At 47.0% G+C, this 26971-nt stretch carries 29 protein-coding genes; 12 read left to right on the top strand and 17 right to left on the bottom strand.

The window, feature by feature from the left end:
• Window positions 1-8: 8 nt before the first annotated feature.
• Together ilvM and ilvG are read right to left on the bottom strand one after the other, a co-directional pair.
• Complete coding sequence (ilvM, locus tag R8O10_RS19175) at window positions 9-293, bottom strand: acetolactate synthase 2 small subunit (protein WP_005378958.1); 285 nt, start codon at window positions 291-293, stop codon at window positions 9-11.
• 11 nt (window positions 294-304) lie between these two features.
• Window positions 305-1951, bottom strand: a complete 1647-nt coding sequence (gene ilvG / locus R8O10_RS19170) for an acetolactate synthase 2 catalytic subunit (RefSeq protein ID WP_005378960.1) — start codon at window positions 1949-1951, stop codon at window positions 305-307.
• 465 nt (window positions 1952-2416) lie between these two features.
• On the opposite strand from ilvG, the gene R8O10_RS19165 reads away from it, so the two are divergent.
• On the top strand, window positions 2417-3940 hold the full coding sequence (locus R8O10_RS19165; RefSeq protein ID WP_005383862.1) for a YifB family Mg chelatase-like AAA ATPase: 1524 nt from the start codon (window positions 2417-2419) through the stop codon (window positions 3938-3940).
• A gap of 55 nt (window positions 3941-3995) precedes the next feature.
• Here the strand turns inward: R8O10_RS19165 and R8O10_RS19160 are convergent, their stop codons facing one another.
• Window positions 3996-4952: a DUF2860 domain-containing protein gene (locus tag R8O10_RS19160; RefSeq protein WP_005379034.1), complete on the bottom strand. Its 957-nt coding sequence runs from the start codon at window positions 4950-4952 to the stop codon at window positions 3996-3998.
• Between the two features lie 149 nt (window positions 4953-5101).
• On the opposite strand from R8O10_RS19160, the gene R8O10_RS19155 reads away from it, so the two are divergent.
• Entirely contained in the window at window positions 5102-5980 is an 879-nt protein-coding gene (locus R8O10_RS19155) for an acyltransferase (protein ID WP_017821568.1), read from the top strand.
• Between the two features lie 46 nt (window positions 5981-6026).
• Here R8O10_RS19155 and R8O10_RS19150 read toward each other — a convergent pair whose 3' ends face one another.
• From R8O10_RS19150 to R8O10_RS19130, 5 genes are all read right to left on the bottom strand, one after another.
• Window positions 6027-6629 (bottom strand): thiol:disulfide interchange protein DsbA/DsbL, encoded by a 603-nt coding sequence (locus tag R8O10_RS19150; protein ID WP_005379036.1) that lies wholly within the window; start codon window positions 6627-6629, stop codon window positions 6027-6029.
• Between the two features lie 34 nt (window positions 6630-6663).
• Entirely contained in the window at window positions 6664-7650 is a 987-nt protein-coding gene (locus R8O10_RS19145) for a serine/threonine protein kinase (RefSeq protein ID WP_031777274.1), read from the bottom strand.
• Between the two features lie 53 nt (window positions 7651-7703).
• Entirely contained in the window at window positions 7704-9125 is a 1422-nt protein-coding gene (ccoG, locus tag R8O10_RS19140; protein WP_017821570.1) for a cytochrome c oxidase accessory protein CcoG, read from the bottom strand.
• Between the two features lie 308 nt (window positions 9126-9433).
• Window positions 9434-9700, bottom strand: coding sequence for a YihD family protein (locus tag R8O10_RS19135; protein WP_017821571.1), 267 nt, complete (start codon window positions 9698-9700; stop codon window positions 9434-9436).
• Between the two features lie 166 nt (window positions 9701-9866).
• Window positions 9867-10034, bottom strand: coding sequence for a hypothetical protein (locus R8O10_RS19130; RefSeq protein ID WP_005379043.1), 168 nt, complete (start codon window positions 10032-10034; stop codon window positions 9867-9869).
• Window positions 10035-10330: 296 nt separating this feature from the next.
• On the opposite strand from R8O10_RS19130, the gene R8O10_RS19125 reads away from it, so the two are divergent.
• Window positions 10331-11137: a sporulation protein gene (locus tag R8O10_RS19125; protein ID WP_017821573.1), complete on the top strand. Its 807-nt coding sequence runs from the start codon at window positions 10331-10333 to the stop codon at window positions 11135-11137.
• A 70-nt stretch (window positions 11138-11207) separates the two neighbouring features.
• Window positions 11208-11861: a PAQR family membrane homeostasis protein TrhA gene (gene trhA / locus R8O10_RS19120; protein WP_005379047.1), complete on the top strand. Its 654-nt coding sequence runs from the start codon at window positions 11208-11210 to the stop codon at window positions 11859-11861.
• Window positions 11862-11894: 33 nt separating this feature from the next.
• On the opposite strand, the gene R8O10_RS19115 is transcribed toward trhA, so the two are convergent.
• The 6 genes from R8O10_RS19115 to def form a co-directional block, all read right to left on the bottom strand.
• Complete coding sequence (locus R8O10_RS19115; protein ID WP_005379050.1) at window positions 11895-12479, bottom strand: DUF3157 family protein; 585 nt, start codon at window positions 12477-12479, stop codon at window positions 11895-11897.
• Window positions 12480-12505: 26 nt separating this feature from the next.
• Complete coding sequence (locus R8O10_RS19110; protein ID WP_017821575.1) at window positions 12506-13951, bottom strand: TrkH family potassium uptake protein; 1446 nt, start codon at window positions 13949-13951, stop codon at window positions 12506-12508.
• Between the two features lie 9 nt (window positions 13952-13960).
• Entirely contained in the window at window positions 13961-15337 is a 1377-nt protein-coding gene (gene trkA, locus R8O10_RS19105; protein ID WP_005379062.1) for a Trk system potassium transporter TrkA, read from the bottom strand.
• 63 nt (window positions 15338-15400) lie between these two features.
• Window positions 15401-16684 (bottom strand): 16S rRNA (cytosine(967)-C(5))-methyltransferase RsmB, encoded by a 1284-nt coding sequence (gene rsmB / locus R8O10_RS19100; RefSeq protein WP_318191657.1) that lies wholly within the window; start codon window positions 16682-16684, stop codon window positions 15401-15403.
• Window positions 16685-16764: 80 nt separating this feature from the next.
• A complete protein-coding gene (gene fmt, locus R8O10_RS19095) occupies window positions 16765-17712 on the bottom strand; it encodes a methionyl-tRNA formyltransferase (RefSeq protein ID WP_005461453.1) in 948 nt (315 codons plus the stop codon).
• Window positions 17713-17745: 33 nt separating this feature from the next.
• Window positions 17746-18264: a peptide deformylase gene (gene def / locus R8O10_RS19090; protein ID WP_005379068.1), complete on the bottom strand. Its 519-nt coding sequence runs from the start codon at window positions 18262-18264 to the stop codon at window positions 17746-17748.
• 138 nt (window positions 18265-18402) lie between these two features.
• Between def and R8O10_RS19085 the strand changes: the two genes are divergently transcribed.
• The 4 genes from R8O10_RS19085 (at window position 18403) to R8O10_RS19070 (ending at window position 21718) form a co-directional block, all read left to right on the top strand.
• The gene (locus R8O10_RS19085) at window positions 18403-19497 is read left to right on the top strand and encodes a LysM peptidoglycan-binding domain-containing protein (RefSeq protein WP_318191656.1); all 1095 of its coding nucleotides are present in this window, start codon (window positions 18403-18405) and stop codon (window positions 19495-19497) included.
• On the top strand, window positions 19481-20590 hold the full coding sequence (gene dprA, locus R8O10_RS19080; protein WP_318191655.1) for a DNA-processing protein DprA: 1110 nt from the start codon (window positions 19481-19483) through the stop codon (window positions 20588-20590). Before R8O10_RS19085 ends, dprA begins: the two co-directional genes overlap by 17 nt.
• A 2-nt stretch (window positions 20591-20592) precedes the next feature.
• Window positions 20593-21072, top strand: a complete 480-nt coding sequence (locus R8O10_RS19075) for a DUF494 family protein (protein ID WP_005379074.1) — start codon at window positions 20593-20595, stop codon at window positions 21070-21072.
• A gap of 76 nt (window positions 21073-21148) precedes the next feature.
• Window positions 21149-21718, top strand: a complete 570-nt coding sequence (locus R8O10_RS19070) for a type I DNA topoisomerase (protein WP_262592717.1) — start codon at window positions 21149-21151, stop codon at window positions 21716-21718.
• A 65-nt stretch (window positions 21719-21783) separates the two neighbouring features.
• On the opposite strand, the gene R8O10_RS19065 is transcribed toward R8O10_RS19070, so the two are convergent.
• Window positions 21784-22917 carry a 5-(carboxyamino)imidazole ribonucleotide synthase gene (locus tag R8O10_RS19065; protein ID WP_318191654.1) on the bottom strand — a complete coding sequence of 378 codons (1134 nt, stop codon included), beginning with the start codon at window positions 22915-22917 and terminating at the stop codon, window positions 21784-21786.
• 4 nt (window positions 22918-22921) lie between these two features.
• Window positions 22922-23407 carry a 5-(carboxyamino)imidazole ribonucleotide mutase gene (gene purE, locus R8O10_RS19060; RefSeq protein ID WP_033906572.1) on the bottom strand — a complete coding sequence of 162 codons (486 nt, stop codon included), beginning with the start codon at window positions 23405-23407 and terminating at the stop codon, window positions 22922-22924.
• Between the two features lie 199 nt (window positions 23408-23606).
• On the opposite strand from purE, the gene R8O10_RS19055 reads away from it, so the two are divergent.
• The 4 genes from R8O10_RS19055 to R8O10_RS19040 all read left to right on the top strand — a co-directional run bounded on the left by R8O10_RS19055 (window position 23607) and on the right by R8O10_RS19040 (window position 26331).
• On the top strand, window positions 23607-24164 hold the full coding sequence (locus R8O10_RS19055) for an L-threonylcarbamoyladenylate synthase (protein ID WP_005379084.1): 558 nt from the start codon (window positions 23607-23609) through the stop codon (window positions 24162-24164).
• A 47-nt stretch (window positions 24165-24211) separates the two neighbouring features.
• The gene (hemF, locus tag R8O10_RS19050; RefSeq protein WP_047104448.1) at window positions 24212-25129 is read left to right on the top strand and encodes an oxygen-dependent coproporphyrinogen oxidase; all 918 of its coding nucleotides are present in this window, start codon (window positions 24212-24214) and stop codon (window positions 25127-25129) included.
• A 101-nt stretch (window positions 25130-25230) separates the two neighbouring features.
• Window positions 25231-26064: a shikimate dehydrogenase gene (gene aroE / locus R8O10_RS19045; protein ID WP_262638204.1), complete on the top strand. Its 834-nt coding sequence runs from the start codon at window positions 25231-25233 to the stop codon at window positions 26062-26064.
• A 3-nt stretch (window positions 26065-26067) separates the two neighbouring features.
• Window positions 26068-26331 carry a DUF1488 domain-containing protein gene (locus R8O10_RS19040; protein ID WP_005379090.1) on the top strand — a complete coding sequence of 88 codons (264 nt, stop codon included), beginning with the start codon at window positions 26068-26070 and terminating at the stop codon, window positions 26329-26331.
• Between the two features lie 7 nt (window positions 26332-26338).
• On the opposite strand, the gene R8O10_RS19035 is transcribed toward R8O10_RS19040, so the two are convergent.
• Complete coding sequence (locus R8O10_RS19035) at window positions 26339-26887, bottom strand: gamma carbonic anhydrase family protein (protein ID WP_005379096.1); 549 nt, start codon at window positions 26885-26887, stop codon at window positions 26339-26341.
• Between the last annotated feature and the right edge of the window lie 84 nt (window positions 26888-26971).

Genomic DNA, 26971 nt, shown 5'->3' with positions numbered 1-26971 from the left:
TGCCTTCCTTATGCACTTACGTGTTGTTGTAAGTTGTGATTTGGCAGTTCATCGTTGCGGATTTTTAGCACCTCAACCTTACGAACGTCCCACAACTTCTCTATTTGATTGATCAAAAACGAGATTGGTCGATCGCTGTCGACGATGATCTCGACGCTGGCTACTTTGCTTTCGTGGTTTTGCGTAGCAGCGACTTGTTTGATCACGAAGCCTCGGTGACGAATCACACGTAGAACGCGCTCCAACAGTACCGGTTTGTCATCGGCTTTGATGTCGAGTAAATATCTGTCCATGCGATTGTCTCCTATGTATTTTCCAACATATCACTGTTTGATGCGCCAGGTGGCACCAATGGCCACACGTTTTCTTCTTCATCAATCAAAACGTGAAGCATGTAAGAAGTTTCACTCGCTAGCATCTCTTTGAGAGCAGGTTCGACTTCTTCTTTCTTGGTGATGGTTTTGCCCGGGATATCGAATGCTTTTGCTAACATCACGAAATCTGGGTTGTCATCAAGAATGGTTTCACTGTGGCGACCGTCAAAGAACAATGACTGCCATTGGCGAACCATGCCAAGACGTTGGTTATTAAGAAGGACAATCTTCACTGGAATCTGCCGACGCTTCAGCGTGCCCAATTCCTGAACGTTCATCATAAATGAACCGTCACCTGTAATAAGGATAGACTGATCATCAGGACGTGCGACTGCAGCGCCCATCGCTGCTGGCAAGCCAAAGCCCATGGTGCCAAGGCCAGCAGAAGTGATGAAATTTTGTGGTTCGCGTGGCTGGATATGTTGCGCTGCCCACATCTGGTGCTGACCGACGTCGGTCGAGACAATTGAGCTATCTGGCATCATGTCAGACAGTTGTTTAAGCAATAGCGGTGCGTAGATTAACTCGCCCGGGTGGTCGTAACGCCACTTAAAGCCGCTGCGCAGACTTTCACTGTGATGAACCCACGGTGAAATATCTTGAGTCAGCTCTAGCTGAGGAAGAATGGTGTTGATGTCGCCACGTAATGGTGCGTTGGCGTGGCGCAGTTTATGAATCTCCGCAGCATCAATGTCGATGTGAATCACTTTCGCATTTGGTGCAAACGTGTCGAGCTTACCCGTCACACGGTCATCAAAGCGCGCGCCAACCACGATCAATAGATCGGCTTCTTGAACCACTAGGTTAGCGGCTTTGGTGCCGTGCATACCCAACATACCAAGATAGTGAGGATCATGGCGTTCAATGGTACCGAGGCCTTTTAATGTGCTAACTGCAGGCATTGGGTTTAAGCGAAGAAATTCGCGTACTGCATCGGTTGCTTTCGCAAGTTGCACGCCACCACCAACATACAACACTGGGCGAGTAGATGCTGCCAGCACATCTTGCGCACGTTTGATATCTTCAGCGCTGACATCTTCGATTGCTGGTGCTATGTATGGAGGAAGAAGGTCTGTAGGTGCTTGAGCGAGTTGAACGTCTTTGGCGATATCGACAATGACAGGACCCGGACGACCGGTTTTTGCGACCTCAAAGGCTTCGGCAAGTGTCGGAGCTAGATCTTCAATTTCGGTCACGAGATAGCTGTGCTTAGTACAGGCTAGGGACATTCCGATCACATCCATTTCTTGGAATGCATCGGTACCGATATGAGAGCTAGCAACCTGGCCTGTGATGGCAACTAGAGGTACGGAGTCAAGGAAAGCGTCGGCAAGGCCGGTAACAAGGTTAGTGGCTCCTGGGCCAGAAGTTGCCATGCACACAGCAACGTCTTGAGTGGAACGAGCCATCCCGATAGCTGCCATAGCGGCCCCTTGCTCGTGACGGCATAGGATGTGTTCCACCCCACCGTCATACAAAGCATCATAGATTGGCATGATGGCCCCGCCGGGGTAGCCAAAAACGGTTTCGATGCCTTGCTGTCTTAAAGCGGCTACGACAAGTTGTGCACCAGTCATCGTAAACCTCCTTTGCTACGTTGTGGCTCGTAGCGATTGCCATATTTATTGCACTTCATGTGCACTCCCATTCTTCCCGTTAAACTGTCCGAGGGTTAGACAGATGACAACTTGTAGTTGTAAAAAAACCCCCGGACTTTTCAGTGCGGGGGTTTTTTGTAATTTGTGGTTACCTTTCGCCCACAATACCCCGCGCGGTGCCAATAATGACCACGATAATCAGGGCTAGCAGTGCGTTGATATGAGCGAAAAGGTTCATCTGTCTGTCGTTCTTTTTTCGTTAAAAAATGTTGTGTAATGTTCTACGAAATTGTTTGCGTCATTAGTGGTATCACACAATTCCGCTGCATGACAAGCAAAAAGTCATTCTTTTTTCACATTAACTCTCAATTGGGACGCGGTATATAACATAACCAACTAGATAAAACATTTGTTTACAGAGTGTTCAAAAAAATTGAGGAACGTATGGGGCTGGCAATCATTCATAGTCGAGCAAGCGTCGGGGTGCAAGCGCCATCGGTTAGTGTAGAAGTTCATATCAGCAACGGCATGCCAGGGTTTACCTTAGTAGGCTTGCCAGAGACAACGGTAAAAGAGTCCAAAGATCGCGTACGCAGTGCGATCATTAATTCTAACTTTCAATTTCCTGCTAAGCGGATCACCGTGAACTTGGCTCCGGCAGATCTACCCAAGGAGGGAGGGCGTTTTGATCTTCCTATTGCATTGGGAATTTTGGCCGCTTCGGAGCAAATCGCGACAGATAAGCTCAAAAACTACGAATTTGTTGGTGAGTTAGCGTTATCTGGTGGTCTGAGACCTGTAAAAGGTGTGCTGCCTGCTGCGCTGGAAGCCAGTAAGATTCAACGTCATTTGGTCGTCCCACATGTGAATGGCGATCAGGCGGCGCTGGTGGGGAAGGAACAACATAAATCGGCCCAATCATTACTGGAAGTATGTGCCGAGCTTTGTGGTCAACATCGACTGAATCTTTTTCAAACGCCTAAGCGAAAAACGATCGAAAAACATGGTCGAGACTTACAAGATATTATTGGCCAACAACAAGGTAAGCGAGCACTGGAGATTGCTGCCGCTGGAAACCACAACTTACTTTTCCTTGGCCCGCCAGGTACTGGAAAAACGATGTTGGCTTCGCGTTTGTGTGACTTATTACCGGAAATGAGTGACGAAGAAGCAATGGAAACCGCTTCGGTGGCATCGTTGACTCAGAGTGAAATTAATGAGCATAACTGGAAGTCGCGTCCGTTTCGTTCTCCGCATCATTCAAGTTCAATGGCGGCATTAGTCGGCGGTGGCTCGGTACCCAGACCAGGGGAGATCTCTTTAGCCCACAACGGGTTATTGTTTCTCGATGAAATGCCCGAATTTGATCGTAAAGTTCTAGACTCGTTACGCGAACCGCTCGAATCTGGCGAGATCATTATCTCTCGAGCGCAAGGTAAAACACGCTTTCCGGCTCGCTTCCAATTAGTTGGAGCCTTGAACCCAAGCCCGACAGGATATTACGAAGGCAATCAAGCGCGCACCAATCCACAAGCTATTTTGCGCTACCTTGGTCGATTATCTGGACCACTGTTAGATCGCTTTGATATGTCTTTAGAAATCCCAGCTTTGCCAAAAGGGACATTAGCAGAAGGTGGTGATCGCGGTGAGCCGACTGCTATCGTAAAAGCGCGTGTGAGCCATGCGCGTAACAATATGCTAAACCGCAGTGGTAAGGTCAATGCACTGCTAGGTAGTCGAGAAATTGAGGCGTTTTGTCCCTTGCACAAGAGTGATGCTGAGTTTCTTGAAACCGCTTTGCACCGTTTAGGACTCTCGATTCGTGCGTATCATCGTATTATCAAAGTGGCGCGAACAATCGCCGATCTGGATGGGGCGGAGCAAATTGAACGAACGCACTTGGCCGAGGCACTTGGGTATCGAGCGATGGACCGTTTACTGAAACAGCTTACGGCGCAAGCGGTATAGACAGCAAAGTGTCATCGCAACAAGTTTTGTAAGCACCTTGTTGCGATGAAGGACGTTAGAAGGTGTAGTTGAGACCAAGCGACAATAGGTACTCTTTCTCCTCATAAAACGTGATATTCGAGTCAGTTTGGCTATAGCCGGCTAAAGAAATGAACGACCAGTCTTGCCAGTCAAATACGTTTTGATATTCGTAGGCCGCAAATAGGCTGATGGTGTCGTCATTTCGTGTTTTAGCAAAAGTTTGGCTAGCTGCTTGATAGTCTTTCCATGCATAACCCGCGGTGAGGGCCAATCGATGACGGTTGATAAATTTAAACCAGCTAATGTCAAATCCGTACGAATCAAATGACTCCGCCTTACCGTCGGCATCTTGATTGATGTAGGTGAAAGCGGGTTGCAACATAGATGTTTGGTTGAGTGGAATGCGATAGTCGCCTTTGACATAGTAAAGGTTAGCATCGCGAGCAAGTGAGCGGTCTGTCACTTCCTCCTGCTCGATGTCTTTATCAGCATAAGCAAGATCAAGGTTGAAGTTCTTATCAATCAACCCTTTGATCTGAAAGCGATACGCATTGCCGTCAACATCCGTCTCTTTACGTGCGGTTCCTACTTGATAAGGGTTGCGCCAAGTTTCGCCTTTGAGTACCGTCGGCAGATAGGAAACATCGAGCACGGTGCCAGATTGTAGCTCGTGTTGATAGCCCAACTGAAAAGCGAGTGTACCTACCGCGACATCTGAGCGTGTGGTACCGGCGTAAACTTGGTGGTTGAGTCGGCTACCAAAGGTGTATGTCACACTCCCTAGCGGTGCAGCGATAACGGAACTGTCACTATCGGCACGCTTATCGAGAGAATCGATGGTGTTACTATTTTCTGTATTGAAATTGGATTCTGATGATATGAATCCGGCATTCAGCGAAATTTCACCGCCAAAACCTGCGGTTTCAGCGAGTTGAGCCTGAGCAGAACTGACGACAAAGGCCAAAGGCAAGAGAAGTAGCCTTGGTTTCATTCGTTATCTCCTTGTTGTCGAATGAGTGGTGCACATATTGGTTGCGGTAACAAATCTGACCATTTCCACGCATGTTCCAATGTGGCAAAGGCGCAGTATAATTACACGCTGTTTTATTCTTCACACATTATCACTGTTGTTTGACTATCATGTTGGCATATTTGTTATTTTTTTTTAACGCTTCTTTTGTGATTCTCAATTCTGCGGTTTGTTCACTCGCAATTTGTGTTATCGCTGTATTTAAAATATTGCTTCCTGGCGTAAAGCTAAAAGCGATAGCGACCGTTTGTGCCAATAAGGTGATGTGGTTATGGGCTACCGTTAATGCGTGCATTCTGGCGGTATCTAACCGTGTTGAGTGGGATGTTCAGGGCGGTGAAGCGCTTAAAAAAGACGGGTGGTATCTGCTGATCAGTAACCATCTCAGTTGGACCGATATTGTTGTGCTTTGCTGCGTGTTTAAAGACCGTATTCCCATGCCGAAGTTTTTCCTCAAGCAACAACTGCTGTATGTGCCTTTCATCGGGATGGCGTGTTGGGCGCTCGACATGCCATTTATGCGTCGCTATTCGCGAGAGTATCTGATCCGCAATCCTCATAAGCGAGGTCAAGATTTAGAGACGACACGTCGCTCGTGCGCTAAGTTCAAACACACTCCAACCACAGTGGTTAACTATGTCGAAGGAACCCGATTTACCGAAGAAAAGCAGCGTAAGAGTAAAGCAAACTATCAATATTTGCTGCAACCAAAATCGGGCGGGATTGCGTACACGTTAGCGGCGATGGGGGAACAGTTCGAGAGCATTATCGACGTGACGTTGGCGTACCCAGAAAATACGCATAAACCGTTCAAGGATTTATTGATGGGCCGCATGAGCAAGGTGGTTGTGCGTGTAAATGTGTTACCCGTTGATGAAAGAGTGCTTGGTGATTACTTCAACGATAAGCCCTATAAGCGGCAATTTCAGCAATGGCTGAGTGATGTGTGGCAAGAAAAAGATCGGTTACTACAAGAGATTTACAAGTAAACAAAAGGGGAGCGATGTGCTCCCCTTTTGATTGATATCGATGTGCTTATTTTAGTGTCAGCAAGTAGTTCACCAGAGAGAAGTACTCATCCATCGTTTTGATGCTTTGTGCTTGAACTAGGTATTTGTTGTTAACGATAACCGCAGGAACGCCGGTTAGACCGCTGTTTTCAAATTGCTTGTCCATACGGCGAACCATGGAATCAACCGCAAAGCCTTTGAATGCAGAGTCGAATTTCTTCGCGTCTACACCTTCATCAAGGAAGATTTGACGAAGTTCTTCATCATTACGTGGCGCCTTCTTTAGATTGTGGATGCGGTTAAACATCACTGGCACCATTTTGTCTTCCACTTTTAGTGCAACCATCGTTGCGTAGGCTTTGCTCATTGATGGGCCCATGTTGCCACCCATGAAAGAAACATGGTTTTTTAATAGCTTAGTACCTTCTGGCAACTGCTTTTTCAGTTGCTGGATAACTGGTTCAAAGCTATTGCAATGCGGGCAGTAGAAAGAGAAAAACTCCGTCACAAGAGGTTTTTTTGATGCCTCAAGATCCAATACTTTGTAATGTTCACCTTCTTTGAATTGCGCTGCATGTGCCGACAGGCTTAACATCAGCATAGAAAACAGTGCGAACAGTTTTTTCATCGAAATATCTCCATTTTTGAATTTTTGGCCTGACTTACCATTGAGGCATTAAAGACAGCGGTGCTTCTTCTAAAGCGGCGATCTGCTCTTTAAATGCAAGGACCTGACCTTCCCAGTATTTTGGCTCATTAAACCATGGAAAAGCGAGAGGAAATGCAGGGTCATGCCAACGTTTTGCTAGCCATGCCATATAGTGCACCATTCGTAGACCGCGAAGTGGCTCGATTAGTTTCAATTCTGCAGGATTAAAGTCGCAAAACTCTTGGTAAGCCTCTAAAACAATATCCAACTGCATCAGTTTGTCTTGGCGTTCACCGTTCAATAGCATCCATAAGTCTTGTACTGCAGGGCCGTTACGAGCGTCATCCAAATCAACAAACATAGGGCCATCTCGCCACAAAATATTGCCTGGGTGGCAATCGCCATGCAAACGAATGATATTGAAGCCTTCTTGCCAGTGGCTTTCAATTGATTTGATCAGCATATCCAAGTCATTGAAGAAGCTGTTCTCCAAGTGCATTGGAATCATATTGGCGTTTTGCAGAATCTCTCTTGGTTGATACAGGTATTCTTGTAAGCCGATCGTAGGGCGATGTTGGAAGGCTTGGCGGCTGCCGACTTTATGGATGCGGCCAAGGAAACGCCCTACACCTTCGAGCTGATCTAAATTGTCAACCTCGTATTGGCGACCACCCACGCTATCAAACAGCGCAAAAGCATAGCCTTGATAGTGATGCAGGGTTTCACCGTTGATGCGCACAGGTGGTGCGACGGGGATCTCATTGCCAATCAGCTCTAAAGTAAAGTCGTGTTCCTCTTGGATCTGTTCATTGCTCCAACGTTCAGGACGGTAAAACTTGACGACATAACGACGACGCTCTTCGTCAGTGAATTGATAAACACGGTTTTCGTAGCTATTGAGGGGAAGAAAGCCTGATTCTGCGCGAACGCCGATGCTTTCTAACGCGTACCACATAAAGTCTGGGGTAAGGGCGTCAAAGTTAAACATACTTTGGGACATATAAACAAAAAGGCTCATTACTGAGCCTTTTTCCGTTAGTCACTGAAGTAGCGCTATAGTTTTTTAATAAAACGGCTTTCTACTTCAATAGTGAATTCGTTGCTCTTATCGGTGAGTATAAACTGAATTGTCGTAATCGCAGAGTTTAGCTTGTCAGGATCGGCACCAAGACTCATTGGCAGGTTCAATACCTCACCTGGCTGGACCTGAATTGTCTGCTTACCATACCAGCTTACATCGGATAGCCCTTCAACATCCAACGAGTACTCTTGCACTTGCTGAGTTTTGTTGATCACCTTGAGGGTGTAGGTGTTTTCTACTTCTCCCGAGCCATTAACGCGGAACAGTTGGTTACGGTCGCGAATAACACTCATGCCGGCTGGGTCTACCGCTGCAATTTGGGCAAAGAAAAGACCGACCATGACGAGTAGTACGGCACCATAGCCTAACAGCTTCGGACGCATGACTTTGGTACTCTTACCCGATAAGCGATGCTCGGTGGTGTAACTAATTAAGCCTTTCTCGTAGCCCATGCGATCCATGGTGTTATCACACGCATCAATACAGGCGCCACAGTTGATACATTCATACTGCAAGCCGTCACGAATATCGATACCTGTTGGGCACACCTGCACACACAAATCACAATCAATACAATCACCCAAACCAAGTTGCTTTGGATCGGCTTTACGCGGACGTGGGCCACGTTTTTCCCCACGTTTTGCATCGTAGCCAACGATGAAGGTGTCTTTATCAAACATGGCAGACTGGAAGCGCGCGTAAGGACACATGTGAATACACATGATGGAACGCATCCAACCAGCATTACCATAGGTACAAATGGCAAAGAACATTACCCAAAAGACGGGCCAGAAGTTGGCGTTAAAGGTGAAAAAGTCGATAACCAATTGCTTCATTGGCACGAAGTAGCCAACAAAAGTAAAACCAGTGGCGAGTGCAATGGCAAACCAAGCTATATGTTTGACGGTTTTACGCATCGCTAAATTCGCCGTCAGCTTATTGGAGTCTTGTTTACGGCGTTTATTGGCACTACCTTCGAGCTTCTCTTCAAACCAGATATACATGAAGGTCCAGACGGTTTGTGGGCAGAGGTAGCCACACCAAACTCGACCTAAGAAGGTGGTAATAAAGAACAACCCAAACGCCGCGATCACAAACAGCAAGGCGAGTAGGGTAAGATCTTGTGGGTACAACGTGGTACCGAAAAAGTTGAACTGCTGGTTGCCAATATCAAGCAAGATCGCTTGACGTTCACCGTAAGGGATCCACGGTATCAAAGCGAAGAGAAGCAGTAAAAACCAACCACCGTAACGACGCAGTTTCTGGTAAGTCCCTTTGCTTTCGCGTACATAGATGCGATTACTTGGGTTGAACCGATCCCCGTTTCCTTTATGGGTTTTGGGATTATAGGTTTTAGGAGTCACATCTTTGATATCGATCTTGTCCTGACTCATGCACTCATCCTTCTTAGGCTTTTATAATGTACGGCGTCATTTCTATTGATGTCGCTCGATGACATTGCTGCTCGTTCCGTCATAAAGATGACCGAACATAATTATTTTAGTAAATACTGATGAACGGCGATTATACAATCAATAACAATTCCGTTTCTTTAACGCAGTCAATGTTTAACAACAAAAATCAGTACAGTTAACCTGATAATTGGCTGAACAGTTATAACCAATTGTGGGACTAAAAACTTTGGTTATAAAAAAGCGACTCACAGAGAGAGTCGCTTAAAGAATACTGGCTGTTGAGCTGGTTATTTGATGATGCCACGAGCGCGTAGGATCGCCGTTTTAAAATCGTCCTCTTGGTCTTTTTTGAGTCCAGGGATCATTTCATCTTTGCTGCTATTACGCATTTTAAGGTGGTAGATCAGTACATCGTCGGTCAGATCTTCTAGCTTTCCTTCATAGCCTGCTTCTTTTGCTAGCTTAACGATGAACTGCAATAGATTCAGCTCTTGATCTTTATGCCATTCAGGCTCTAGTAGCTCAAGCAGCTCTTCAATGCGATGACACTTCATTTCTTTCTCCACAGAATTTATAGGTGTAATTAGCAGTAAAGGTACCAAATTGCTTTGCGAAGACCAAATAGGAAAAACTATCTCTTTCACTGTAGTTCGTTCTAAGTCTTTGAAGCTTTATGAGTCGCGTGCAAAGAAAAAAGCGCAGCTGGCGCCGCGCTTTTGATTAAGCTGCTTTGATAACTTTGGCCGGAACACTCGACATCATTGCTGTCTTCTCAACCAATGTCATTGCTGGCGCAACTTGCTTTGCCTTTGGTGCAGTAGTAAAGCCACTGCGGCGGCGCATTGCACTAGTATTAGTGTGTGCGAACCTGACTGTTGTTGGGCGCATTAATTTACCTAACTGTCAGGCATATCCATTGCCGATGTAATGGCCTGAATCATTATGAGCTAGGCTCCAACAAGATTGAAGAATCACTCTTCTGGCTCTCGCCAATCCAGTTAATGAGTCAGGAATACCGATATGCATGCATATCAAGTGTAAGATTAGCATCCTTGTAATAATTGGTCGATAGTTGAGCAATTGAATTGTTTAGATTTTGTCATTTTGTCGCGATGTTCGAGGCAATTTTTGTTTGATCCCACGATCAGCAGTAGTAGTATGAGATCTCGATGAAGGAGGTGCCTATGTCATTTTTGAAGAAGACACTTGCCAGTTTTGGGATTGGGAGCGCGAAGGTCGACTCAATCTTAAACCAAGACGTGCTATACCCAGGTCAAAGTGTGGATGTGTCAATCCATGTATATGGTGGTGCGACTGAACAAGCGATCGACAACATTGATTTAAAACTCTGTTGCCGCTACATCGCCGAAGCCCCTGATGACCGTGGTGCGCGAGAAGGACACAGCATGCGCCGAGTACCTCAAACTCATGTGCTTGCTAAGTGGAGTCTCCCTTACGCATTTACCATCCATTCCGGCGAAGAGCGTACCTTCGATGTTAAGCTCGATGTGCCTTGGAACACGCCTGTCACCATTGGTGATGCCAAAGTATGGTTAGAAACCGGCTTAGACGTTGCTGCTGCTTTGGATCCGACTGATAAAGACATCCTCACCGTTCGACCTGATCCACTGATGGATGCGGTACTATCTGCATTTGAAGCGCAAGGTTTACGAATTCGCCAGGTGGAATGCGAGGAAGTGAAAGGATTCGATCTACCATTTGTGCAAGAGTTTGAACTGGTGCCAACCGACGGACCTTACCACGGCGTGTGGCGCGAATTAGAATTTGTTGCCCACCGCAGTGAGCAAGAGCTCAAGTTGTGGTTTGAAGTTGACCGTACACGCAAGGGGCAAGGTGGCATGCTCGCGAGCTTACTGAGTAGTGGCAAACTCAAGCGAGAGCTGACCATTCCTGCCACGACTAAGCCAGATCAAGTTGGCGAACTGGTACTCAATTATCTCGATCAAACTACTGCCGTTCATGAGTCTTAATTTAAGCTTACACGTGTAAGCCTAATGTGCCATACTAGAGCAAATTTCAAACTCTAGTATAGGCGCATTGATGTCCGAGCTGCAGAAACCTCAATACAGTCAACGTGAAGAACTGGCCAATACCATCACCCACGGTATAGGGATGATTTTTGGTATTGTTGGCTTGATACTGCTGTTAGTTAAAGCCATAGACCATCAAGCTGACACTTTAACGCTTACCAGTATGGCGATTTATGGTGCGAGTATTATCGTGCTATTTTTGGCCTCGACGCTCTATCATGCGATCCCTCATCCCAAAGCGAAACGTTGGCTAAAAACCTTCGACCATTGTGCTATTTATCTTTTGATAGCAGGCAGCTATACCCCTTTCTTGTTAGTCAGCTTAAGAACACCTCTAGCATTTGGGTTGATGATCGTTATTTGGAGCATTGCGTTGATCGGCATCATCATGAAAGTTGCGTTCGTCTATCGATTTAAAAAGCTTTCTTTGATGACGTATTTGGTGATGGGATGGTTATCGTTGATTGTGATTTATCAATTAGCTATTAACTTGGATGTCGGCGGACTTACACTGCTTGCCGCTGGTGGAATTGTGTATTCACTGGGGGTGATTTTCTACGTTGCGAAGCGTATTCCCTTTAACCATGCGATCTGGCACGGCTTTGTTTTGGCTGGCTGCGTGTGCCATTTCTTTGCGATTTATTACTTTGTTGAGCCTATCTAGCCGATAGGCTCAACAAAGAATATTAAACACGTATTAGCGAGTTTTTACCTCTAGCACTTTGGCAGAAAACTGGTATTGCTGTGATTGCGGTACAGCCAATTTAATGCTCTTACCTTGTTCCGCTTGCTGTGGTCTCAGGTAGGTATCCGCCATGCGCTTGATGGATTGCCAAACAGTCACGTTTTCTTTTGCCAGTTGCTGACCAGACATATCAAACACTTGCACCTCAACTTCCACTTGAATGACAGATTGAGAGCTTTGGTTAGTGATTGATGTAGGCAAAATAAGCTCACCGCTTTGATAGCTTGCTGAACCAATCAATACATCCACACCTGAATCTGATAGCTGCATGGTTGGCTTTTTGGCGTTTACCACCACGGTCGTGCCAACGGTTTTCGTTACCACTGGAATTGTCGCAATCGCAGGAGCTGCGATTGTTTCAACTACGCTTGCTGTTGTTTGTGTCTCCGTCGCTTGCTGCGCCGGTTTTTTCATGACGTATTCCCAGGTAAAGTCATCGTTCAACTTCACTTCTCGACCATCGGCTAAAGTGATGACCTCGGCGGCGTATGTGGATGAGGCGGCAAGTAGGGTCGCCAGAGTAATCCATGTTTTCATTGTTATACCTTTTAATTAGAGTCTGCTTAGCGGCGCCAAAACGCAGGAAAGAACAGTACAAGAATAGTCAGAATTTCCAAGCGGCCCATTAACATCCCAAAGCTTAAGAGCCATTTGGCAGTATCGGGCAGAGGCGCGAAGTTGCCTGTCGGGCCAATCACACTACCCATACCAGGGCCAACATTGGCAACGGCGGTGATTGAGCCAGAAATACTGGTCACAGGGTCGAGGCCAAGAGCACTTAAACAACCCGCGATAAAGATAATGGTGATAAAAAACATCAAGCCAAATGCCACCACTGAGCGAACAATATCATCATTCACCGGTCGCTGGTTATAACGCTGTACAAACACCCCTGAAGGGTGAATCAACTTCATCATTTGTTTGTTTAGCAGCGTCATCGCAATTTGGAAGCGGAAGATTTTGATCCCGCCAGACGTTGATCCTGAGCATGCTCCCGCCATCATTAAGAATGCGAAAAGAGTAGTGGGTAATGCGCCCCATGCGGTGAAGTCTTCTAAGCCAAAGCCAGTTGTGGTGACGACAGAGACAATATTAAACATCGACACTCGCAGGGCATCCAAAATGGTGTACCCATCTCGAATCACTAGCCAAGCTGAAATCACTAAGCTAGAGAATACGAACAGGTACGCAAATCCTCTAACTTGAGCGTCGTTAACCAACACATCAATACGGCGTTTACGTAACGCGGCGATAAAGAGCAAAAACGGCAAACCACCTAAGAACATAAAGGTAGTGGCCACCCAATGTGCGCCATTAGAGAAGTGGTTCATTGATCCATCAGACGTAGAGTATCCACCCGTCGATAGCGTAGTAAAGGCATGGTTGATTGCTTCGAACAGGTTCATGCCGGTGATCAAGTAGCCCAAAATACATAGGCCTGTTAGCATCAAATAAACCGCTACGATGTTTTTGGCGACCGTTTTCGCTCTTGGACTACTTTTATCCGACCAATCTGATGATTCGGTTTGGAATAGCTTCATACCACCGACATTCAGCATAGGTAACACTGCTACCGCCATCACGATAAAACCAATGCCACCAAGCCATTGTAAAATAGAGCGCCACAGCAATATGCTCGGCGCCATGTTGTCTAGGCCACTGAGCACCGTTGAGCCCGTCGTGGTGATACCCGACATCGTTTCGAAGTAGGCGTCGGTGAAGCTGATGTGGTTGATAAACACAAATGGCAAGGCGGCGAACGCACTCGCGATGGTCCAAACCAAACTGGTGATGAGGAACATATCGCGTACGCTGAGTTTGAACTTGGCGGTGCGACCGATCGTCAGGCAGATGAAGGCGGCAAGGTGCGTGATCACAACGGCTTGGGCGAAATCGAGGAATCCCCCCGTACCGGTAAAGAAAGCGACCAAAGTCGGCACGTACATAAACAGGGCCAGTTTGGATAAAACCAGCCCGATAACAAACAGTACGGGACGTAAGTTGACCATAGGAAAATCCTAGAGGAAGAATGGACTCGGCTGGAATAGCGCTTCGACGTCTGATACGTATTTTTTGTTGACCAGGAACATCACCACATGGTCATCCTGCTCGATGACCGTACGGTCGTGGGCAATAAGAACTTCTTCGCCACGAACGATAGCACCAATGGTGGTCCCAGGTGGAAGCTTTATATCTCCAATCGCACGTCCAACCACTTTAGATGTACTTTCATCACCGTGAGCGACGGCTTCAATCGCTTCCGCAGCGCCGCGGCGAAGTGAGGATACGTTTACGATATCAGCGCGACGAACGTGCGTTAGCAAGGCTGAAATAGTGGCTTGCTGAGGTGAGATTGCTACATCAATTACGCCGCCTTGTACCAGGTCTACATAAGCGCCACGTTGGATCAGCACCATCACTTTTTTAGCACCCATGCGTTTTGCCAACATTGCAGACATGATGTTGGTTTCATCTTCGTTGGTCAACGCGATGAAGACGTCGACTTGGTCGATGTTCTCTTCCGAGAGAAGCTCTTGGTCTGCCGCATCACCGCAGAACACGATGGTGTTTTCTAGTTGCTCAGAGAGCTTTTCTGCACGCTGGTAGTTACGCTCAATCAGCTTCACGCTGTAAGTTTGCTCTAGGCGTTTTGCCAAGCTTGCGCCGATGTTACCCCCGCCAACAATCATGATGCGGCGGTACGGTTTTTCTAGACGCTGAAGCTCACTCATCACTGAGCGAATATGGTTACTTGCTGCAACGAAGAACACTTCATCGTCGGCTTCAATAATCGTGGTGCCTTGTGGGCGAATCGGGCGACCCTGGCGGAAAATAGCTGCCACACGGGTATCAATGTGCGGCATGTGCTCACGCAAAGCAGATAGCGCATTACCCACCAACGGGCCACCATAGTAGGCTTTCACCGCCACTAGGCTGACTTTCTGTTCAGCAAAGCTCACCACTTGCAGCGCGCCTGGGTATTGGATCAGACGTTCGATGTAGCTCGTAACGAGTTCTTCTGGTGCGATAAGGTGATCAACAGGAATAGCGCCAGATTTAAACAGGGCTTCTTTTTCTGCCAAGTATTCAGGAGAGCGAATACGCGCAACGCGGTTTGGGGTATTGAATAGAGTGAACGCGACCTGACAGGCGGCCATGTTGGTTTCATCAGTGTTGGTTACTGCGACGAGCATATCGGCGTCTTGCGCGCCAGCTTCGTGTAGCACGTCTGGATGGCTCGCATGGCCATTGACCACACGTAGGTCGTATTTGTCCTGCAATTCACGCAGTCGGTCGGCATTATTGTCGACGATGGTGATGTCGTTGTTTTCACCCACTAGGTTTTCTGCCAGTGTGCCGCCAACCTGACCTGCACCAAGAATAATGATCTTCATACTCTTTTCTCGTATCTGAAAAAGGCGATTGAAATCACTTCAATCGCCCTATGTAGCATGCTGTTACGCGTGTGTTTTAGTTAGTACTGCGTAGTAGAAACCATCCATATCTTCTTCGCCTGGTAGAATTTGACGACCAGGCTGGTCGGGATCAGAATCCAGCAGTTGCGCATCCGCGGTACGTGCTAAAAACGCTTTTACTTGCTCCACGTTTTCTTGCGGTGTGATTGAACAAGTCGCGTAAACCATGGTGCCGCCGGGCTTCAGTTGCGTCCACATGGCATCAAAAATTTCACTTTGCAGCTCTGCTAATGCGGCGATGTCGTCTGCACGACGTAGCCATTTGATGTCTGGATGACGACGAATCACGCCAGTCGCAGAACATGGGGCATCCAGCAAAATGCGATCAAATTGCTCGCCTTGCCACCATTCTTGTGGATTACGCGCATCACCGCAAACCACTTTTGCCTGAAGGTTGAGACGCTTCAGGTTTTCATGCACACGTTTCAAGCGTGTGTCGTCGCAGTCAATCGCGACCACTTCACTGCCTGACGTGCGCTCTAGAATGTGCGCCGTCTTGCCACCTGGCGCTGCACAGCAATCTAAAATCAGTTCGCCGTCTTGTGGTTTTAGATAGTTGATCGAGAGCTGCGCCGCCGCATCTTGGACCGAAACCCAACCTTTTTCAAAACCAGGTAGCTTCATCACGTCACATGGTGCGGCCAATTTTATGGCGTCCATTGCTTCTGTGTGTGGCGTGCTATCAATGTTTTCATTTTTGAGCAGCGCAAGGTATTCATCACGAGTGTGGTGTTGATGGTTCACACGCAGCCACATTGGTGCTTTTTGGTTGTTCGCTTCAACAATGCTTTCCCATTGCTGTGGGTAGGCCTCTTGCAGCAGTTTTAGTAACCAGCTTGGGTGACCGTATTTGCCAGCGTTGTTGCTGACGGCCATTTGGTCGAGTTCTTCTTGGTTGCGCTGGTAGTTACGCAATACCGCGTTAATCAAACCACGCAGACGAGGACCTTTCAGCTCTTTAGTGCCTTCAACCGTTTCACCGACAGCTGCGTGCGCAGGAATGCGCATGAAGCTCAGTTGGTAAATACCAACCAGAATTAGGTGATGGAATACACGTTGTTTGCCTTTTAGCGGCTTATCCATCAATTGGTTTGCGATCATTTCTAGGCGAGGTAGGTAACGTAGCGCACCGTAACAGATCTCTTGTAACAGAGCGTGGTCACGAGGTCGTACCGTTTGTTGAGCCGCTGGAAAAGCGCTTGAAAGTGAGTGGCCCTTGTCGACGACAAGATACAGGACGTTAGCAGCCGCAGCGCGAACATTCATGATGAGTACCTTAAAGTAAAGGAGGGCATCTCTGCCCTCTAAAAGTTCGTATAATCGGGGATAATAACCCCTAGTATGGCTTAAACCAGCAGAGTGCCAACTTCAAACCAAGCCGCACGCGAATTCAGAATATCCTGAACTGACATGGCTTTTTTGCCAGGAACTTGCAGTTGCTCTAGCACCAGTACGCCGTTGCCTGTCGCAACATAAATACCGGTTTTATCTGCTTGCACGATGGTGCCGGCTGGCTTGTCACTGGTTTGCTCTGCCACACGGCTTTGCCATACTTTGATGCTGTTTTCTGCCGCCTCAAAGTGGCTCATTGGCCATGGGTTAAATGCACGAACGCAGCGCTCAATGTGCGCCGCATCGTCGTTCCAGTTGATGCGTGCTTCTTCTTTGCTGAGTTTTTTCGCATAGTTCGCTAGCTCATCATCTTGCTTCACTGGCACTGCTTTACCCGCAGCAATGTCTGCTAGGCAGTCAATCAGGGCTTCTGGACCAAGCTCAGCCAATTTTTCGTACATTGAAGCGCTGGTATCTGTCGCTTCGATTGGCAGAGTTGCAATCTTCAGCATATCACCAGTGTCGAGACCGATGTCCATCTGCATGATGGTTACGCCAGTTTCTGCATCGCCCGCCCAAATAGAGCGTTGGATTGGAGCCGCACCACGCCAACGAGGTAGGATAGAACCATGTACGTTGATACAACCCAGTTTAGGGGTATCAAGAACCGCTTGTGGCAGCAGCATACCGTACGCCACGACAACCATGAGGTCGGCGTTCAGATCGGCAAGTTCTTGTTTCGCTTCGTCGGACTTAAAGCTTTCAGGTTGGTAAACCGGGATATTGTGTTCTAGCGCCAGTTGTTTTACCGGTGGCGCAGCCAATTTTTTGCCACGACCCGCTGGACGATCTGGGTTTGTGTAAACCGCGATGACTTCATGCTCCGAAGACAACAACGCCGCCAAGTGACGGGCGGCGAAATCCGGAGTACCTGCAAAGACAATTCGTAAAGACTGACTCAAGGTAGACTTCCTTCTAATTGGTATGGTTCGAGATTAAGCGTTTTGCTGCTTCTCGTTAAAGCGTTTGATTTTCGCTAGCTTGTCCTGAATACGTTTGCGTTTCAGTGGCGATAGGTAATCCACGAACAGCTTACCTTGTAAGTGATCAAGCTCGTGTTGAACACAAATCGCTAGCAGGTCGTCGGCTTCAAAGGTGAACTCTTTGCCATCACGATCCAGTGCTTTTACGGTAACTTCTGCAGCGCGAGGCACAAGTGCGCGTGCACCTGGTACCGACAGACAGCCTTCTTCGATGCCATCTTCGCCACGCTTTTCCAGAATCTCAGGGTTGATTAGCACCATCGGCTCATCGCGAGTTTCTGAAATATCAATCACTACGATACGTTTGTGGATATCAACCTGCGTTGCAGCAAGGCCAATACCTTCTTCGTCGTACATGGTTTCAATCATGTCATCGACGATTTTTTGAATCTCAGGGGTCACCGCTTCAACAGGCTTTGCGACTGTGCGCAGGCGATCATCCGGGAATGTTAATACTTGTAATACAGACATATTCACTCGAAATATTGAACTGTGCCGAAACAGCACAAACCTTGTTGGCTCAATTCTAGACATTTTATAGCCTAAATGACAGCATCCTTGCACCAATTTCCATTCTGGTTCCTGCTTAATAGACCAAGGACGAGGGTCATGAATCGAATTTTCCGCAACGTTGCCAGTGTTACGTTGCCGTTACTTTTCTCTTTCAACGCTGTAGCAAATGTGGATGCGAACCCACTGACTGTTAAAGATGATGCGCCACAAACGTATGTAGTCGTGAAGGGCGATACGCTATGGGATATTTCGGCCATGTACTTAGATAGCCCGTGGTTGTGGCCTCGTTTATGGCAAGTAAACCCGGAAATCGATAACCCTCATTTAATTTATCCCGGAGACAAGCTGTCTTTGGTGTGGATTAACGGTCAGCCCGTGTTGAGCCTAAAACCGGTTAAGAAGCTGAGCCCGAAAGCTCGCATCACAGAAAAGAAAGCCGTACCAACGGTCGCGGAAGGTTTGGTGATGCCTTACCTTAAATCGGATCGGTTGCTAGATAAAGATTCGTTGAACAGAGCAGCAAAAGTGATGGGTAGCAGCAAAGGCAGTAAGTATCTGACTGCAGAAGATGTGCTGTATATCAATGGCAATCAGACCGCGACAGGTTGGGCTATTTACCGACCAGTAGCTACCTTTTCGCGTGACGATGTGTCCGAAGAGATTACCGCGCTGCGTTTGATTGCCAAAGGCGAGCTCGTTGAAGCTTCGAGTGATTATTCAGGTTTGAAGCTTACATCGCAAATGCAAGAAATCCTACGTAACGATATCGCGTTGCCAAATCAATCGGTTGAGAATACTGACTTCACGACTACGTTCTATCCGCTGCCGTCTCCACAAGGCAGTTCTGCAAAGTTGCTAGGTAATATCGAAGGTATTCGCTTTAGTTCAACTAACCACGTCGTGGTGATTGATAAAGGCACGTCAGACAATCTGAAGCAAGGCAGTGTGTTTGATTTAAAAGAAGACGCGCACCCAGTTTACAAAGACGGCGATGAGTTCAAGAAAGAGTTTGGCGTGCTTGATAAGAAAATTACTTTGCCTCAAAGCAAAGTTGGTGAGTTGCTGGTCATTCGTCCTTATGAGTACTTTAGCTTGGCACTGATCACTAACAGTACGAAACCCATTAACCAAGATATTTCGGTGGTGTCACCGTTGGCGGACGAATTAACCATCGATGAATCGACGAAATAACGATGATCTCGCTGCCTGGTTAAAACTGAGTTGTTTACCAGGCATTGGCGGCGTCAAAATGAATAAGCTACTGGCAAGAGACACGCCACGTAACATCGTAAACTTCTCTCCTGAACAGCTACAACAACTTGGGTTAACAACTAAGCAAATTCAAGCTTGGGCTTCAACAGATAAAGAAGTCGATGCTTGTTTAAGCTGGCTTGAAGCTTCTACAAATCATCATATCCTGACACTGACTGACCCGCATTATCCACCTCAACTCAAACAAGTCGTTGCGCCGCCACCTCTACTTTTTGTTCAAGGAAACTCTACTTGTCTTTCTCTGCCACAAATCGCGATGGTTGGCAGCCGAAATGCGAGTATTGATGGATTACAGCATGCACGTCAGTTTGCTGCAGAGTTTGTTCAGCACGATTTTATTGTCACCAGCGGTCTCGCTTTAGGCATTGATGGTCATGCGCATGATGGTGCGTTGCAAGCGGGTGGTAAGACGATTGCGGTGCTAGGATCTGGCTTAGCAAATATTTATCCGGCACGTCATCGTGGTTTAGCGCAACGTGTTATTGAACATGGGGCTTTGGTGTCTGAGTTTCGGCCTAATGCCAAGCCGCGCCCAGAAAACTTCCCGCGTCGTAATCGTATTATTAGTGGATTATCGCTTGGTGTACTGGTCGTCGAGGCGGCGAAAAAGAGCGGCTCGTTAATTACAGCTCGTTACGCGCTTGAGCAAGGTCGAGAAGTATTTGCTCTGCCAGCGTCAATCAATGCCCCCAATGCCTGCGGTGGAAACCAGTTGATACGTCATGGCGCTTGCCTCGTAGAAAAGACGAAAGATGTCTTAGATGAAATACAGTCCTTGCTTGATTGGTCTATTAATCAGAGTACCGATTTATTTTCTACGTTAAATGATGAAGAAGAATTGCCATTTACTCAGCTGTTAGCTAACGTAGGAAGTGAAGCTACACCGGTTGATATTCTTGCAAACAGGACCAATATACCTGTCCAAGAAGTCATGATGCAGCTCTTAGAGTTAGAACTCTCTGGGCATGTCGTTGCGGTTTCAGGTGGCTATATTCGAAAGGGGAGGGGCTAGCTATGATGATGGATATACTGATGTATCTATTCGAAACCTACATCCATAGCGATGCAGAGTTACAGGTCGAACAAGACGAGTTGGAAGAAGAGTTGCTTCGTGCAGGCTTCCAACAAAAAGATATCTACAAAGCCCTTGTCTGGTTAGAAGAGCTTGCCGCATTGCAGCAAAGTGACACCTCTTCTGCAATCTCGACTTGCATGGCTTCGTCATCAACTCGTATCTACACAGCGAAAGAGATGCAGCGTTTAGATTTGGAATGCCGAGGATTTCTATTGTTTCTCGAGCAAATCAATGTGTTAACCACAGAAACTCGCGAAATGGTGATTGACCGAGTGATGGGATTAGAAACGAGTGAGTTTGAGCTTGAAGACCTCAAATGGATCATTCTGATGGTGCTGTTTAATGTGCCTGGCAACGAAAACGCTTACACGCTAATGGAAGAGCTGTTGTACACCAAGGAACAAGGGATTCTTCACTAACCATCTGGGCAAGTTCGAGTTTAGCTAGAATAAACGCGAGCTTGTCTTTTTGTGTGTTTTTCACGAAACGGTAAGTATGAGTAGTAAAATCGACAACACCCTTTTCTCTGCCCATGAACACGCTTTGGAACACGAGCCGTGTCCAAAATGTGGTGGTGAGCTGACTCTCAAGCACGGAAAACATGGCCCATTTCTCGGCTGTAACCATTATCCAAGCTGTGATTACATTAAACCGCTACACAGCAATGATGGTCACATCGTGAAAGAGTTGGGTGTGCCTTGTCCTGAGTGTGGCAATGAGTTGGTACTCCGCCAAGGGCGCTACGGTATGTTCGTTGGTTGTAGCCATTACCCGGCTTGTCATCATATTGAGTCGATTAATCAACCAGAGCCAGAGGCGCAGTCAGAAGAGCAACACGCTTGCCCTGAATGTAGCAAAGGACATTTGGTTGAGCGTAAAACCCGATTTGGCAAAACATTCTACGCGTGTGATAACTACCCTAAATGCAAATTTGCTGTGAACCTTGCTCCGGTCAAGGGGCGATGCGAAGAATGTGGTTTTACTCTGTTGGTGGAGAAGAAACTTGCCAGTGGTGTGAAATTGCAATGTGCTAATCGTAAGTGTCAGCACACCCAGCAAGGGTAAATGAATTAAAGGAATTGAAAAGGGTCGCATCGTGCGACCCTTTTTTGTTTTTTTGCTGCCAAACGTTAGTGTTGAGGCTGTTTAGCGAACGCTTGCACGGCTGGGAAAGCTATTGGGTCTAAGATGTCTGCCAGAGCGCACAACCTACGGTGCAATTCTCCTGGGTAGTCGCCACACACGTTGATATGTCCCATCTTGCGACCTGCACGTTTCTCTTTGCCATACCAATGAATGTGGCAACCATCCATTGATAACAATGTTTCTGGTAGTGTGTCTTCACCAAGAATATTAATCATTGAGGTTTCACGAACCAATTTCGTACTACCTAATGGCAAGCCGCACACTGCGCGCAGATGGTTTTCAAACTGACACGTTTCTGCACCTTGCTGTGTCCAGTGACCAGAGTTGTGCACGCGTGGAGCAATCTCATTCACTAAAAGTGCCCCATCGACATCAAAGAACTCAAGCGCCAATACGCCAACGTAATCTAGGCTATCTGCGACAGCCGTGAACATTTGCTTTGCTTGTTCCTGTAACCCTGGCGCATCAATCGCAGTAGAAAGACTCAATACACCGTTGGTGTGGACGTTCTCTGCCAGAGGATACACTTCCACACTGCCATCTTTGCTTCGAGCACCAACCAGTGATACTTCGCGGTTAAAAGGAACAAACTCTTCAGCAACAATCGCTTGAGTTGGTGTTGCCGCGATGCACTCTGCCATCTCAGTCCAAATGTCGTCGACTTGAGAAGCTTCTTTTAAGCGCCATTGGCCTTTACCATCGTAACCACCTAATGCACTTTTCAGAACCATTGGCATACCAACGTGTTCAATTGCGCGCTCAAAGTCTTCACGAGTTTCAATGACGTAGTATTTCGCGTTGCGCACGCCAGCATCATCAAGCAGTGCTTTTTCAATACGGCGATCACCACCTGCTTTGATGGCTTGCGTACTTGGTAGGAACTTGCCGCCCGCTTCGCAAACCTTGAGCACGTCATGTGGAATATGCTCGAACTCGGCAGTAATCACGTCAACTTGCGTAATCGCATTTTCCAAGCCATGGCCAAGTACCTGTTGAGTTAAAGGGTGAACGACATCACCGCTGCTGACATCGTAAGCTGAAATTTGAATATTCAGTGGCGCACCAGCCAGAGACATCATACGAGCCAACTGACCCGCACCAAGAACCAGTACATGCATCTGATTAATCCTCTGCAGGGTTTGGATTTGCGAGAACTGTTTCCGTTTGCTCATTACGGAATGCTTCTACCTTCGCCATGATGTTTTCATCATGAGTGCCTAGGATTTGCGCTGCTAGGATACCGGCGTTTGCTGCGCCCGCTTCGCCAATCGCCAATGTACCAACCGCAACTCCCTTTGGCATCTGTACAATAGAGAGCAGTGAATCCATACCTTTCAGTGCACGAGACTGAACGGGAACCCCAAGCACTGGCAAACTAGTAAACGCCGCCGCCATACCTGGTAGGTGCGCTGCACCACCTGCGCCTGCGATGATAACTTTGATGCCGCGCTCTTTTGCGCCACTAGCGTAGTCAGCCAGTAATTGAGGAGTTCGGTGTGCTGACACTACTTTTGTTTCGTAAGGCACGCCAAATTGGTCTAGCATGTCTGCTGCTAGTTTCATGGTTGGCCAATCGGATTTAGAACCCATGATGATACCGACTTTCATCTCAAACTCCTTTAAGCTGCAAAAATTAGGTGAGCTATAAATTTGTGCGCATTATACGGGGATTTTTATCTCAAGCAAACGTTTGCGTCTTGTTGTTGGCGCTATTGATACATTTTATAAAAAAATTGCTTTAGTGTCTGAGAATGAATATTTGTACACTTAGTGAAAACAACACAGTCAAACAAATAGGAAGTAATCGGTGGATAACTTTGAACAAGTGCTCAACGCACTCAAGCAAGGCGAAGTGATTGCCTATCCAACAGAAGGGGTTTTTGGTGTCGGATGTGATCCAGATAACCCAGAAGCAATTCAAAAGCTATTAGAGCTCAAGCAGCGTCCGGTAGAAAAAGGGCTGATTCTCATCGCGGCAAGTTATGATCAGCTCTTGCCTTATATTGATGAATCTCAGTTGACTGAAGAACAATTACAGACTGTTCATGCCACTTGGCCAGGCCCATACACTTGGATCATGCCAGCGAGCGATAAAGTATCCAACTGGGTTTCAGGGCAGTTTGATTCAATTGCGGTTCGTGTGACTGATCATCCTTTGGTGCAAAAAATGTGTAATGCATTCGGAAAGCCGTTAACCTCTACCAGCGCGAATCTTTCCGGCTTACCACCGTGTATGACCACGGAAGAAGTCGAAGAGCAGTTGGGTGATAAGCTGGTCGCCATTCTTCGTGGCGAGACCAGCGGTCGTGATAAACCCAGCGAGATTCGTGACGCCAAAACTTCACAAATATTAAGACAGGGTTAACCCTGCTAGCCAGCCATCATTAGGTTTCACGTAATAGGTAATAACGTATGTCAGCGATCGATAAGCACGCCGTAAAGCAGTTCTTGATGTCACTTCAGGATTCCATTTGTCAGCAGTTAGAACAAGAAGATGGAAAGGCCGTCTTTGTCGAAGATGCATGGCAACGTGAAAAAGGAGAGCGTCTGGGTGGCGGTGGTCGCTCACGTGTTTTGCGTGATGGCCTTGTTTTCGAGCAGGGAGGCGTGAATTTCTCGCATGTGGAAGGGAAAGAAATGCCAGCATCTGCGACAGCGCATCGCCCAGAGCTAGCGGGTCGTCGTTTTGAAGCGATGGGTGTTTCTTTGGTTATTCACCCTAAAAACCCTTACGTACCGACTTCACACGCCAATGTCCGCTTCTTTATTGCAGAAAAAGATGGCGAAGACCCAATTTGGTGGTTTGGTGGTGGTTTTGACCTAACGCCGTTCTACCCATTTGAAGAAGATTGCCAATCATGGCACGACACTGCAAAACAGCTTTGTGCACCATTTGGTGACGATGTTTACCAAGAGCATAAGGCATGGTGTGACAAATATTTCTTCCTACCACATCGTAATGAAACTCGCGGTGTTGGCGGTTTGTTCTTTGATGATCTAAACCAGTGGGAATTTGATAAGTGTTTTGCTTACATCAAAGCAGTCGGTGAAGGCTATTGCCAGGCTTATTTGCCGATCGTTTCTCGTCGTAAAGAGATCGAGTATGGTGAGCGTGAGCGTGAATTCCAACTATATCGTCGCGGCCGTTACGTAGAGTTCAACTTAGTGTATGACCGTGGCACCTTATTTGGTTTACAAAGTGGTGGGCGTACTGAGTCGATTCTGATGTCAATGCCGCCGCTCGCTCGCTGGGAGTACTGCTACGAGCCAGAAGCGGGATCGCCAGAAGCTGAACTTTACGAGCGATACCTAACGCCCCGAGAGTGGTAAGCACGGAATCTCCTTTTCTATATAGATAGATAGTGATAGGGTCATCTGTAATCAGGTGGCCCTGTTTTCTCTATATCTAAGTAAGGAACAAAGGTAAGGAAATGACCCAGCAAATCGATCGCTATGCCGTGTTTGGTAATCCTATCGGACACAGTAAGTCGCCATTCATTCACACCTTGTTTGCTCGTCAAACTAATCAATCTTTGGTGTACACCGCAGAAAGTGCACCTGTTGATGGTTTTATTGACGCGGCGAAGGTGTTTTTTGCTGAAGGTGGCAAGGGGTGCAACATCACTATGCCATTTAAAGAAGATGCTTATCAATTTGCTAGTCGATTGACAGAACGGGCTCAGTTAGCAGGCGCGGTAAATACCCTCAAGAAGTTAGACGATGGTGAAATCATCGGTGACAACACTGATGGTGCAGGTTTAGTGCAAGATCTGCTTCAGCATCAGGTTGTATTGGAAGGTGCGCGAATCCTAATTATTGGCGCTGGTGGTGCAGCTCGTGGTGTTATTAAGCCACTACTCGATCAAAAGCCGACCTCTTTAACCATTACCAACCGTACCTTTAGTAAAGCACAAGAGCTCGCAGAGCTGTTTGTCTCTCATGGTCCTATCGTAGCGAGAGAGATGGAAAGTATTGATGAAGAGTATGATGTCATCATTAACTCCACATCCGCTTCTCTTAGTGGTGAACTGCCGACTATTTCATCCTCCATCTTTGCCGCTAACAGTACAAGCTATGACATGATTTATGGCAAAGGGGTGACGAGCTTTAACTTATGGGCAAAAGAGAATGGTGCCGCTCATGCGTATGATGGTCTTGGAATGTTAGTTGGGCAGGCTGCGGAAAGCTTTATGCTCTGGCGTGGCTTACGTCCTGGTGCCAAACAAATTCTCAGAGAACTAAGAAAGAATCTTGAAGGTCAATAAGCGATGAATCAATCCATCTTATTCCCAGATATTCAATCATGGGATGAAGTATCACAATCGGTAAACTTTTCGGCGCAACAATCAGGCGCACTAATAGAGTGCTTTGTGACGAAACAAAAGTTAGAAAAGCTCAGTGGTTCACTGATTGAAACTGAGCAAGCGGCAATTAAAGTGTTTACTGATTACAGATTCGACCTAGAAGAAATGGCTGAAGAGCTAATAGAAGATGAAGCCTTCAACGAAGAAGGCCATATCATCATCGGTTAACAGGGTTTTAGTTCAAGTCTTTTACTTCATTTAAGTAGTCGTTTTTGTTCTGCACATAGTTATTGGCAGACTTTTGCAAGAAAGCTCGTTCTTTTTCTGATAGAGGGCGAGCTTGTTTTACTGGGCTTCCAACATATAAGTAGCCACTTTCTAATACTTTCCCAGGTGGCACTAAACTGCCTGCTCCGATCATCACCTCTGACTCAATTACAACAGCATCTAAAACAATAGCTCCCATACCAACCAAAACACGATCGTGGATCTCACAACCGTGCAGCATCACTTTGTGGCCAATCGTAACGTCATTACCAATAATCAATGGGTAGCCGTTTGGGTTTTCGGCGTTCTTATGGGTGACATGCAAAACACTGCCATCTTGAATATTCGTTCGATCACCAATGTGAATGTGGTTTACATCACCTCGCGCTGCTACCAGTGGCCAAATGCTAGAATCATCGCCAATTCGGATATCACCGACTAAAACAGAGGTTGGGTCAACGTAAACACGCTCACCAAGTTCAGGCTTTATACCTTTGTAGCTTCTCATTGAGCTCATCTTTTTTCCTTATTCAGGGCGATTACAGGGTGTATGGAGGTAGAATAGTAGTGAAAACTCGCCTTTTAGAATAAAAAACACCCA

Source organism: Vibrio sp. 1727 (genome assembly GCF_033344415.1).
Classification (GTDB): Bacteria; Pseudomonadota; Gammaproteobacteria; order Enterobacterales; family Vibrionaceae; genus Vibrio; species Vibrio alginolyticus.
This window is presented reverse-complemented; position numbering and strand designations above follow the sequence as displayed.